This is a genomic window from Kitasatospora sp. NPDC050543, from assembly GCF_044457565.1.
Taxonomy (GTDB): Bacteria; Actinomycetota; Actinomycetes; order Streptomycetales; family Streptomycetaceae; genus Kitasatospora.
On record NZ_JBITGZ010000071.1, the window covers coordinates 1 to 10,608 of the forward strand.

Here is a 10,608-nt window from a genome sequence, read left to right on the forward strand (position 1 = left end):
GACGACGCGATCACCGTCGCCGACCTCACCGGAGTCGGAGCACTCGACGCGGCACTCGCCTCAGCCGTCCTCGACCGGCTCGTGCCGTGAACGCCCGAAGCCGCCAAGGAGACCTCCCATGGACGCCACCAACCGCCCCGGAACGCTCACCGGCCCAACCGTCGCCCCGTGCCCGCTCATCCCGCAGTCCCTGACTCGCGCGCGGGTCGGCGAGCTGCCCTGCGTCTGGCTGCTGCCACACCGTCCCGAGGCCGCCGCTACCGCCCGCCGCATCACCAACGCCGCCCTCGACGAGTGGGGAATAGACGACGAAGCCACCGCCCACGCACTGCTCGTTGTCTCCGAACTCGTCACCAACGCCGTCGAACACGCCCTGCCCCCTGTCGCCCTCCACCTCGAACGCCCTCGGGACGACGGCACCCTGCACATCGAGGTCGACGACGGCGGCCCCGCCGACAACGAGGGCACCTGGGTCGCGAGCTGCACACCGGAGGAGCACGGCCGTGGAGGCGGCATCGTCGCTCGGCTGGCGAGCGCGCACGGCACCCGGGTTCTGCCCCGCGGAGTCACCTACTGGGCAGATCTTCCGGTTGCCGGCTGAGTACCAGCGGCCCCAGCCCCATCACCAAAGCCGGCGGCGGTGCGCACTTTGCTGTTGTTGCCCGGGCCCCGGCCGCCCTACCCTCCGGCGGGCCGCCCACCATCGGGCCTTCCGATCCGCGTGCCCCGCCGCGACGACCTCGTCCACCCGGTGAGGCAGCCGTCCAGGGGAGCACACCATCCGGACCGCACCTCACCCGCTACCGGAGCACCGGCATACATCGGTGTTGTGGAACCCTGCCCCCGCCACGTGGCCTGCATCCGCCACCCTCCTGCGCTGCCGACGCGCGGACGCTCTGCCGACACCGGTGGCGATTCCTGACCACAGGTCCAGAGACATGTCGGGAATGTCCGGGTCTGTACAGACCCGAGCCGTGGCGGTGGTTCGGCGCCGGCAGGCCTGCGGCGGTGGGACCCGTGGTGGCCGGGGCCGTGCCCGGGCACCGCCCCGGTCTGGGGGCGATGTCCGGGCGGGCTGTCAGCGGGCGAGGGTGACGGTGAGGTCGGTGTCGGGGCAGCCGGCCGTGATGGAGCGCAGTATGTTCAGCTCGGCCGGATCGACGGCCAGACCCCAGCGGGGCTTGATGGTCGTCCAGTCACTGACGTACTGGCACCGGTATCCGAGCGCCGGAGGGAGCCAGTCCGTGACGTCCTTGTCCGCTTTCTGCCGATTGGACTGGAATGTCACGGCGATGAGAGCTCTCGGCTCGTCCAGGTCACCAGGGCTGTACGGGCCGGGGTGTGACCCCGGTCCGTGCGGTCCTGGACCGGTCAGCGAGCAGCAAGGCACGACCACAGGGGCTTCCACCGCCTCCTCCAGGATCATCGCCGCCCGATTGCGCCCAACGGCCCAGGTCGACCCATGCATGAGTACATTCGCGTCATCCAGCACGCCTGGGCCGCAGCCGGCGCAGCCTGATCACCCAAAACCTGCCAGAACGTCCAGGCCGAGCCTCACCCACGCGGCCCAGTTCTTCCTACCCGCCTGCTGTGCGCATGCGATCGTTGCAACCAGAAGCGCCGGTGCGGGCACAATCGCGCGTCAATTAGTGGCGCCCGGCTGTTCCTGACCACTGTTGTGGCGGGCCTGGACCCCCGACCGGGGTCCGTTCAGTTCGTTCTTCGCCCTCCAGGGGCGAGCATGTCGCGGCAGTTCAGGTCGGAACCAACTTGGATCCTGTCCGCAGCCGCCCGACTCATTCACATCCACGCGGTGGGCACACCACGCGGCGCACCAGTGGTGCCATGGCACCCCGAGAGGAAGACAGTCAATGTCCTTCGTCGACGTTCAGAACCAGTTGTACAACGCGATGTGCGATGGGCTGCAGCAATCGCCCGAACGCTTTCAGATCCTCCAGCCGTCTCCCCCCCTCTCCAAGGGCGAGGGAAACACACCGCTGTGGACCCTGTTCAACAACATCCCGCCCCTGTCGCTGAATCAGAACTACGTTGCCAGCGGCGGAAACCAGCTCTTCTCCGACTTCAGCGCGTTGATGGGCGCACTGAAGCCGGCGACTTCCATCGACGTCAAGAAGGACATCGGCGAGGACAATTTCATCGCTTTCACGGCCTATCTGGGAAAACTCAAGCCGACGCCTCCCGTGGCCAAGTACTCGGAGATCTTCTTCTCGTGGGCGATGCAGTACGCGCCCGAGGTTGCTCAGATCGGGGCAGCGGACTACGCCGCGATCGTCCTCGATCCGATCCTCTCCGCCCAGTTCTCGCTGCTGACCTACAAGGCCGGCAAGCTGCAGCCGGACTGGGCTCGGGGCTACAAGGACATGGTGAGAGAGCTCGCAGACGCACCCACACGCACCTTCAAGGTGGACAGCTCAACCACAAGTTCGAACGTGTCGCACACCTGGGCTTCCGGGCAGCACTCAGGTCTCTTCGGCCTGTGGGAGGGCAGCTCGAGCGACGACCAGGTGAGCAAGCAGTTCGCGACCAGCTCGTTCAGGGTCGAAGCATCGTTCGAGCACTTGCTTCTCTTCCAGACCAACGCTGGCGCGTGGTACGAATCCGCCGCGCTCGGCCTGGCATATCACAACCAGGGGGACCCGCCGTGGCGCACGGGTAGCGCGATCACGTGGGAGAACACGTTCGGCACCCAGGGCAACATGCAGCGTTTCGCGATCAATCTGCTGGTGGCCGACACCATGAATATCGTGGTGAAGGCGAACACCTCGTACAACGAGCAGCAGCAGCAGACCATCAACGAAAATAAGAAGAACGGGCTGTGGCCGTTCTACACCTCCTCCAGCACCTCCGGGGTGGAGACGAAGGTGGACTTCGACGACACCGGCGCGATCATGATCACCACTACATCGGCTCCCACCGTTCCAGTGGTGATCGGGGTAAATGTCCTGCCGATCAGTTCTTTCGTTGGCTTCGCCGTGTCAGCGCTCGAGAAGCGAGCGGCGTACCAGGCATGACTCCAGTAAGCAGGTAGACCTGTCGGCCGGTGATCCGCTGACCACCGGCCGACAGACCTGTCCGGTCCTGAACAGCGAGCCTCGAAGAAAGGACAGCACCATGCCAGTGGTGCCGCCGCCACCACCACATTCCATGACCGGGCTCCAAAATCGCTGGTACAACACCATGCTGAAGAGCCTGGCCGCTGATAGATCGACTGCCCAGATCATCCAACCCGTACCACTGCTCGAACTCTCCGACGCCGCGTTGTGGGCGTACGAGAACACGGTCCCGCCCGCATCTCTCACCTACAACTGGAAGATCGTGGACTGCGCGTCCTTCTTCGGCGAGTACGCGTCCGTGATCGAAGTGCTGTCCAGGCAGAGTACTTTCGAAGAAGACATCGGCCCGGCCGTCTACAAGGAATGGATCGCCTATCTCAACACGGTGATCCCGCCGCCGAGCGACGATGAACTGCCTGATCTGTTCCAGCAGTGGGCCTTGCAGCACCACCCGGACGTAGCAAGCATCGGCGCCTCGGACCTGACCAGCATCGCACAGTTGAGCGATCTGCAGAAGCTGCTCCGCACCTACCAGGGGACCCCTGCAGTGCCTGTGCAATACAAGGGCGGCATCAAAGAACTGCAGGCCATGCTCGCCAGCTCTCGACCCGTAAACATCTCGTTCAGCAGTACAATGGCGGCCTCTGATGTCTCCGACACCTGGGCAAGGGGTGTGAATACGCACCTCTCCGGATTGTGGACAGGCGCCGAGTGCTTCGACGCCACCACTGTCAAGTTCGCCACGAGTGCGGTAACTGCCAGCGTCACCCTGGGAAAGTACACGGCATGGACGGCCATTCCCGACAGTAAATGGTATGATTCAGGCCTGCTTCATTCGGCCTACACGAATCACGTCGGTCCGCCATGGGTGCAGAACTGTCGCCCGAACTGGCACGACATGTTCGCCGAAGGGAGTGGGCGGCTTCTGCGAGCGGTCGCATCCCTGCTGGTGGCGGACAACGTTTCCTGCAAAGTCACCTCGGACGCCGCATTCTCTGACAACGACCAGCAGGCGCTCAAAGCCAAGGCGGCGGCCGGCGTGTGGCCGTTCTTCGTGGCTACCGGTGACGGCGTCACCAACGACGTCAGCTTTGACGGGCAGGGAAAGCTCTCACTCGAGATCAATACCCCCAAAGGCAGACCATTGGTCGTCGGTGCGACTGTGCTCGATATCGCCAGATACCTCGGACAATGAAACGGCGGACAGATGCCGCTGCGGCGGGTACGTTGACCACCCGCCGAATCCTGGTTTTGACTGTTGGGTTGGGGTCGTAGGATCCGGGTGTGGCGGAGGAGACTGAGGCGGCGCTGGTGGATACGTCTACCAAGTTGGTGCCGCACCTGAACGAGCGGCGCCTGGCGCTGGGGGCGGTGGCTCGTGTTCTGGTTACGGCGGCATCCGCGGATGCGTCCCACTGTGTGCAACGCCGTTGCATTTAAGTCCTGTTGGGGTTGTCAATGCAGGCTGATCCGTTCTGCGGGCAGGTCGGACTGTGTGACCGTGAGGTCGCCCGCGACGCGGACCAGTGCCTGGTAGACGGTCAGCAGTGCGTAGACCTCCTGTTCGAGGCCGGGCACCGTCCGCGAGCGCAGAACGAGCGCAGAACCCGCCCGTCGAGGATGGTCGACTTCAGCGAGAAGTAGCAGGTCTCCACCTGCCACCTTCGGTGGTAGAGCTCGATCAGCTCGTGTGCGGGGTGGCGCCCGGCATCCAAGAGGCTGGTCATCAGCCGGCACAACTCGGTGCGCCGGTTGCCGTCGGCCAGGGTGACGGTCATCCAGGCCTCGATCACCCGCACCTCGAGGCGGCCGTAGCCGCGCCCGGGCACGTCCTCGTCGGGGACGCACAGGGTGGTGCCGTCCACCGCGACCACCCGCAGCCCCTGGTAGAAGGTTCCGGTCTGTGTCCTCGTAGCCGTGGGCCGGCGAGAACCTCGAACAGGCGGCGCAGCGGGGCGCTGCCCAGGCGGCACCGGGCCCGCGGCAGGGAGGAGGAAGCAGGCCGTGCCACTGCGATCCCGTGCAGTCCGGCAATGAGCTTGTTCCAGACCGCCTGGTAGGACGAGCGCTCGAAGACAGCCAGGGCGAGCACGTAGTACACCACGACACGCGCGGGCAGCAGCCGCAGGCGCCGTTCCCGGGCACCGGTCTCTTCGAGGATCGCGTCGACCAGCTGTGGATCGATGACCTGTGTCAACTCTCCCAAGTGGCCAGGCGCATAACCATCATGGCCTGGAGCCATGGGTGGCAGCGTGGCAGTACTCCGTGCCAACGGGACCTCCGGTGCAACGATCTCTGGGCTCGACACCACAGGGATCTTCCAGGGGTCCCGTCCGCTCGTTCATCAACTTGACAAGAAGCCGGACGGCCAAACGCAACGGTGTTGCACACCATGGGACGCCATCCTTCGCCGGCCGGAATGCGGCGGACCGGGCAGCCGAGCCCGGCGAAGAACGTCTCGACCCGGTCGACGTCCTCGGGGTGCGGACGCGGTACGCGAGGTGGTCGAGGGCGGCTGTGTCACCGGTGCGCAGGACAAATGAGTGGTGGGTCAGTTCGTCGGTGCCGCGCAGGTAGAGCGAGCGTTCGTCCTCATGCTGGACATGGAAGCCGAGCATGTCCACCCAGAACCAGCGGGCCTTGGCAAGGTCGGTGACGACCAGTTGGGCGTAGGCGGAGCGGACGACGTCGGGTGCGGCGCTCAGACTCATGAGGTGCCTCCGAAGCGCGGAGTGGGCACATCGCCGAGCGCCACGTGCACGATCTTGGATTCGGTGTAGAAGTCGATGCTGTGGGCGCCGCCCTCGCGCCCCAGGCCGGACGCCTTGACGCCACCGAAGGGGGTGCGCAGCTCGCGGACGTTGTGGGAGTTGATCCAGACCATGCCGGACTCGACGGCCCGAGCGATGCGGTGGGCCGCGCTTCAGGTCGTTGGTCCAGATGTAGGCGGCGAGGCCGAACTGCGTGGCGTTGGCCAGTGCGACCCCCTCGGCCTCGTCGTCGAACGGGGCGACGGCGACGACCGGGCCGAAGATCTCCTCCTGGAAGATCCGGGCGTCGCGGGCGACGTCGGCGAAGACGGCGGGCTGGAGGGAGTTGCCTTCGGGGAGGTGGCCAGGGCGGGTGCCACCAGCGACCAAGCGGGCCTCCTCGGTGCCGACCCGCAACGTCCGCCCCCTGTGATCCTCGTCCGACAGGCCGCTTACACCACTCCACGGGACACGACCGTTCCGCGCGCTCACCCCCTCCCACGGCTACGGGCTCGGGCCCGCCACACGCAGCCCTCGTTGCCGCCTGCTGGCGGCTTCATCCCCCTCGTGCAAACGTCACCGGAGGTCAGCCCAGGGTGAAGAGGAAGCTGCTCGAGTTGTAGTAGTTGGGCAGTTGCACGAGATTCGACCCCACCCTCGGCGGATCGGCGTTCGCCCAGTTCTGTGGTCCGAGCAGGTGCGAGGAGTAGTCGCTCGAACGGACCTGCGGGAGGAACAGCAGACGGAACGTTCCGGGTTCCGTGCCCGGGCTGAACTCCCACAGCTGCTCGGCGCGGTTCGTGTCGGACAGGCAGGTCCGGAGAGTGACCGCCACGACGTTGCCTTCACCTGTGGTGCCGTCGAGGCACATGCCCGTCCCCGTGTTGCGCAGTTGGTAGGCACCCTGATCCGCGGCCAGGCGCTTCCAGGACTGGTTCCCGCCGCCCGTGCAGGTCTGGAGCTGCAGATCGCCGCTGCCGCCGGCGACGCCCACACAGAGCCCCGAGCGCCTGTTGACCAGTGGCTGGCCGGTCGGTGCGCTGCTCGTGGAAGGTGACGGGCTGTCCGTCGCCGGGGCAGGCGGCGTCACCCTTGCACTCGGCGATGACGAGGTCCCGGGGACCGGCGCGGTGGACGACGGGCTGTCCGTCGCCGGGGCAGGCGGCATCACCCTTGCACCCGGCGATGACGAGGTCCCCGGGACCGGCGCGGTGGACGCGCTGGGAGACGGGGTGGCCGACGCCGAACCGGATGGGGAAGCCGACGTGTCCGTCACGCGCGTCGTCAGTGCCGAAGCCGTTGAGGCGGGGAGCAGGATGGGTACCGTCAGAGGAGGGCGCGTTCCGCCGGAGTCGATCGTTGCGAGGACCACGGCTGCGGCCAGGAGTGCCGCCAGGCCGCCGGTCGCCGCGGCGACGGCGTAGCCGAGGGGGTGCGGACCTCGGGTCCGGCGTTCGCGCGTGCGCGCACGTGAGGGCGAGGGCACTGCTGCCGGCAGGGGCACGGTGCGTGGGTCCGCGACGCTTGGCAGGTTCGATGACGGCTCTCCCACCCACAGGAGAAGCGCACGCAGAACGACGGGCTGCTGCCAGGCATGGATGGCGACGAGCTCCGTACGGGCGCGCTGGCAGCTGTGACACCGCGCGAAGTGGGATTCAGCGCCCCTGGCCTCGTCGGCCGTACCGCGCCGCACGCGGTCAGCCAGCACGGCGGCAAGGTGGCGGCAGGACCGGTTGGCGGTCCGCGCGACGAAAGCCTGAAGATACGCCTCGTAGAGGCTGCGCTGAGCCGACGCGTCGGGACGCGCTGCTGCCGTTCCGGATATCGGTGCGGACGCCGCTCCTGGCTGCCGGGTCTCCGGGTTCCCGGGCGCCCCGTCCAGGCAACGCCACAATTCGGCCTGCCGGGCCTCCGGCAGACTCCGGAAGGCCAGCAGTATGAGCGAGTCCTTCTCTGCGGCGAGGACTGCGGTCTCCGGCACCAACTCGGCCGCCTCCGGGCGGGGCAGGGATGCGAGCCAGGCGGCGAAGCCGACGGACAGCGCCGAGTCGCGGTCCGTGCCGGACAGCCGGGCGGCGGCGCGCCTCGTCGCGGTCAGCAGGTGAGGACGCCAGGCCTCGGTGGGGCCTGCCCCGGAGCGCACTGCTTCCACAATCCGCTCAAGCACCTCGTCCGCGAGTTCCTCCGCGACGCGTTTGTCCTGGCAGCAGCGGCCGGCATAGGCGAGCACCGCGGCCCGGTGACGGCGTGAAACCTCCTCGACCGCAGACCTGTCCCGCCCGTGTCCGGCGCGGATGCGGCCCGCGAGGTCGGCATCCGTGAGTACCGCGGCCACCGGATCTGGCATTTCGTCTCCTCCGCGTGCACCTGTCGGGGCACGCAGTCCAAGGGGCGACACAGAGCGGAAAGGGCGCTGTGTCAAAAGGCGGGTCGGCGCCGCATACGCGCAACGGCGCCGCACGCCGTCCCGGAGGAAGGCCGCTGAGCACACCTGTCAGGGAGACGTGGGCGCCAGCGATCGGTCCGGCGTAGGGCGAGTGCCCGCCAGGGCGTGATCAGGTTCCGCCCGCTGGTTGAGGATAGTGGCCGCCCCGGACTGGCCGAGTCAAGTTCCGACCAGCGCATATCCGATGAATGTTCAGATAATGAGATGACATGGCGTCATTGATGCCCTCATTGGGCGTGGCGTGGCGTGACGTGGCCCCGTCCGCCCTCTCTGACAGTCTCGGTCGAGACCGTCAGAGAGGGCCCAGGGCAACACATCCACTCGACCTACCTGATGAACCAGCTGGCCAGCAACGGCATCCACCTTCTCGGCACCCGGTTCGCCACAATCCGCGCCCTGGTCCAGGAATGCCGCCCTCCGTCGCCGCCCAGGCCCTGGGCTACACCTCCGAGTGCACCGAGGGACCACGCCATCCAGGCAGGCTCCACTTGGGCCACCTACGCCTCCCACCGAGGACGAGCGAAGTACCTGACTCTATTCAGCGCTCAACCAGGCTCATCCGGCCTGATAATTCGATGGCGCGGAGCGAAGCCAGCGTCGACCCTGGTCACCGTGTCAGAACCCAAGCATCAGATCCGCGCCCTCTATACGGCCACCACCGTGACGGTCTACCAGGCATACGCACCAGAGATCGGCCTGCCCGCCGCACTCGACGGCCGCCTTCCCGCGGCCTGGCAGCGGGACCGAATGACGTGGATCAAGCCGTCGTTCCTCTGGATGATGTATCGCTGCGGATGGGCGGGCAAGGAAGGGCAGGAGACGGTCCTCGCGATCGAAATCACCCGCGAGGGCTTCGAGTGGGCCCTGCAAAACGCCTGCCTGGCCCACTACGAACACGGGCTGCATCCCGACCGCGCCACCTGGAAGCGTCAGCTGAAGCGCGCCCCGGCCCGAGTGCAGTGGGACCCCGAACGCGATCTGCACCTGCAGCCGCTTTCCCACCGCTCCCTGCAGCTCGGCCTCGCCGGCGAGGCCGCCGAGCGCTATGCGGAGGAGTGGATCGTCTCGATCAGCGACGTCACCGCGCTCGCGCATGCGATCCATGCCCACGTAAGGGACGGAGCTCTGGACGCAGCCCAGCAACTCCTCCCCACAGAACGCCCCTATCCGGCAGGCGACACCCTTCTCGCCCAGCTACGCGGCTGAGTCAGCCTGACCACCTGTGACTGCAGACTCCCCATTCCGGCACCGCCTGCCTGGGCAACTCACGACGATCCAATACGCGATGCCATCAGCATGGGATTCCACAACGGCGGCGGCTGGCGGCTTCGCCGTCAGGCAGCTTCCTGGGTCCAGACACCCTTTGGGTGCTCGTCGACAGGAAGTCGCAGGTTGGGCTGCGCGCGGCAGCCCGGGGTGGCCTGCTCGTCGGAGGGCCAGCGGTGTTCCCGGTCGGGCCAGACCGGGTCTGTCGGTAGAAGCCGACGGACGTACCGAGCAGTGGATGGTGCCAACTGGGATCCACCGGTTGGCACCGGAGCTGGTAGCCCCCGATGGCGTCGGAGAGCAGTGCGCCGGGCTCCGTTGATGCCCCGTCGCGAAGCCGGGCGGCGGCATCGCCGACCAGTGCATCAGGCCGTGCAGCTCCAGGCCGAATATGGCGACCTCCGGAATCCGGTAGGAGTGCCACAGTCCGACGGTGAAGGCCCAGTCGGGGACTTCACCGCCGCCGCCCACGCCGACCACGTGCCAGCCGTGCTCGCGGACGTGTGCCATCTCCGAGGCTCAGCGCTTCGCGCGCTGCCGCCGCGCGCGAAGGTCGCGGAGGCGGCGGGATCACAGAGCACACAGGGGCACGGGGAAGTCGCGGTCAGGTCGGTCACCCGGGTATCCAAGCAGATCACGGCCGGTCGCCCGGCCGCAGGGGCGATGGTGGGGTGTTGGGGGTAGACGCGTGGCTCACACTTGATCACGTCAGTTCGACGCGATGCGAAGGCAGAGGGTATGGGTACCTGGGGGACTGGTCCGTTCGATGATGATTCTGCTCTGGACTTCGTCGACCGACTACGCGGGCTGCCGCTTGACGAGGTCGCCGAGGAGCTTGAACGAGCGGTTCGTTCGGTCGCAGAGGAGAGGGACTACGTCGGGTTTTCAGCGGGTGTATCAGCAGTGGCCGCAGCGGCGTTGCTCTCAGAAGCCGTTGTCTTTCCGGTAGTGATGGGTGCGTTTCCGCTGGTCAGGCTTAGTGTCGGTGCCTCGGTGGCAGAGACGGGGTGTCGTGTCGTCTCTTCGGTGGAGGTGCCGGATGCCGTCGGTGATGGGGCTGTTGGAGGAGCGT

General features: G+C 67.1%; 12 protein-coding genes and 1 pseudogene. 5 read left to right on the top strand and 8 right to left on the bottom strand.

Features of this window, described 5'->3' with window-relative positions:
- Positions 1-118: 118 nt before the first annotated feature.
- Positions 119-601, top strand: a complete 483-nt coding sequence (locus ACIBH3_RS35475) for an ATP-binding protein (RefSeq protein WP_396316245.1) — start codon at positions 119-121, stop codon at positions 599-601.
- Between the two features lie 477 nt (positions 602-1,078).
- On the opposite strand, the gene ACIBH3_RS35480 is transcribed toward ACIBH3_RS35475, so the two are convergent.
- Positions 1,079-1,288, bottom strand: a complete 210-nt coding sequence (locus tag ACIBH3_RS35480) for a hypothetical protein (protein ID WP_396316246.1) — start codon at positions 1,286-1,288, stop codon at positions 1,079-1,081.
- 583 nt (positions 1,289-1,871) lie between these two features.
- Between ACIBH3_RS35480 and ACIBH3_RS35485 the strand changes: the two genes are divergently transcribed.
- Together ACIBH3_RS35485 and ACIBH3_RS35490 are read left to right on the top strand one after the other, a co-directional pair.
- Positions 1,872-3,032: a hypothetical protein gene (locus ACIBH3_RS35485; RefSeq protein WP_396316247.1), complete on the top strand. Its 1,161-nt coding sequence runs from the start codon at positions 1,872-1,874 to the stop codon at positions 3,030-3,032.
- 100 nt (positions 3,033-3,132) lie between these two features.
- The gene (locus tag ACIBH3_RS35490) at positions 3,133-4,269 is read left to right on the top strand and encodes a hypothetical protein (RefSeq protein WP_396316248.1); all 1,137 of its coding nucleotides are present in this window, start codon (positions 3,133-3,135) and stop codon (positions 4,267-4,269) included.
- Positions 4,270-4,615: 346 nt separating this feature from the next.
- Here ACIBH3_RS35490 and ACIBH3_RS35495 read toward each other — a convergent pair whose 3' ends face one another.
- From ACIBH3_RS35495 to ACIBH3_RS35520, 6 genes and pseudogenes are all read right to left on the bottom strand, one after another.
- Positions 4,616-4,939: a hypothetical protein gene (locus ACIBH3_RS35495; protein ID WP_396316255.1), complete on the bottom strand. Its 324-nt coding sequence runs from the start codon at positions 4,937-4,939 to the stop codon at positions 4,616-4,618.
- Entirely contained in the window at positions 4,864-5,316 is a 453-nt protein-coding gene (locus ACIBH3_RS35500; RefSeq protein ID WP_396316249.1) for a transposase domain-containing protein, read from the bottom strand. The genes ACIBH3_RS35495 and ACIBH3_RS35500 overlap by 76 nt, the downstream gene beginning before the upstream one ends.
- The gene (locus ACIBH3_RS35505) at positions 5,300-5,785 is read right to left on the bottom strand and encodes a hypothetical protein (protein ID WP_396316256.1); all 486 of its coding nucleotides are present in this window, start codon (positions 5,783-5,785) and stop codon (positions 5,300-5,302) included. The genes ACIBH3_RS35500 and ACIBH3_RS35505 overlap by 17 nt, the downstream gene beginning before the upstream one ends.
- A complete protein-coding gene (locus ACIBH3_RS35510; RefSeq protein ID WP_396316250.1) occupies positions 5,782-5,958 on the bottom strand; it encodes an aldehyde dehydrogenase family protein in 177 nt (58 codons plus the stop codon). Before ACIBH3_RS35510 ends, ACIBH3_RS35505 begins: the two co-directional genes overlap by 4 nt.
- A gap of 94 nt (positions 5,959-6,052) precedes the next feature.
- Positions 6,053-6,316, bottom strand: a pseudogene (locus ACIBH3_RS35515) (aldehyde dehydrogenase family protein); the annotation flags it as partial.
- A gap of 94 nt (positions 6,317-6,410) precedes the next feature.
- Positions 6,411-8,171, bottom strand: coding sequence for an RICIN domain-containing protein (locus tag ACIBH3_RS35520; protein ID WP_396316251.1), 1,761 nt, complete (start codon positions 8,169-8,171; stop codon positions 6,411-6,413).
- Between the two features lie 711 nt (positions 8,172-8,882).
- Here ACIBH3_RS35520 and ACIBH3_RS35525 point away from each other — a divergent pair.
- A complete protein-coding gene (locus ACIBH3_RS35525) occupies positions 8,883-9,476 on the top strand; it encodes a DUF4291 domain-containing protein (RefSeq protein ID WP_396316252.1) in 594 nt (197 codons plus the stop codon).
- Here the strand turns inward: ACIBH3_RS35525 and ACIBH3_RS35530 are convergent.
- The gene (locus ACIBH3_RS35530; RefSeq protein WP_396316253.1) at positions 9,465-10,046 is read right to left on the bottom strand and encodes a DUF4262 domain-containing protein; all 582 of its coding nucleotides are present in this window, start codon (positions 10,044-10,046) and stop codon (positions 9,465-9,467) included. The genes ACIBH3_RS35525 and ACIBH3_RS35530 overlap by 12 nt on opposite strands.
- A 228-nt stretch (positions 10,047-10,274) precedes the next feature.
- Here ACIBH3_RS35530 and ACIBH3_RS35535 point away from each other — a divergent pair.
- Positions 10,275-10,608, top strand: a 334-nt coding sequence (locus ACIBH3_RS35535) for a DUF4259 domain-containing protein (RefSeq protein WP_396316254.1), incomplete at its 3' end; no start/stop codon positions are given.

What these genes read in the sequence shown, in the direction of transcription:
- ACIBH3_RS35475 (WP_396316245.1), top strand. Translation starts at nt 119, where the DNA reads ATGGACGCCACCAACCGCCCCGGAACGCTCACCGGCCCAACCGTCGCC.
- ACIBH3_RS35485 (WP_396316247.1), top strand. Translation starts at nt 1,872, where the DNA reads ATGTCCTTCGTCGACGTTCAGAACCAGTTGTACAACGCGATGTGCGAT.
- ACIBH3_RS35490 (WP_396316248.1), top strand. Translation starts at nt 3,133, where the DNA reads ATGCCAGTGGTGCCGCCGCCACCACCACATTCCATGACCGGGCTCCAA.
- ACIBH3_RS35500 (WP_396316249.1), bottom strand. Translation starts at nt 5,316, where the DNA reads ATGGCTCCAGGCCATGATGGTTATGCGCCTGGCCACTTGGGAGAGTTG.
- ACIBH3_RS35505 (WP_396316256.1), bottom strand. Translation starts at nt 5,785, where the DNA reads ATGAGTCTGAGCGCCGCACCCGACGTCGTCCGCTCCGCCTACGCCCAA.
- ACIBH3_RS35510 (WP_396316250.1), bottom strand. Translation starts at nt 5,958, where the DNA reads ATGGTCTGGATCAACTCCCACAACGTCCGCGAGCTGCGCACCCCCTTC.
- ACIBH3_RS35520 (WP_396316251.1), bottom strand. Translation starts at nt 8,171, where the DNA reads ATGCCAGATCCGGTGGCCGCGGTACTCACGGATGCCGACCTCGCGGGC.
- ACIBH3_RS35530 (WP_396316253.1), bottom strand. Translation starts at nt 10,046, where the DNA reads ATGGCACACGTCCGCGAGCACGGCTGGCACGTGGTCGGCGTGGGCGGC.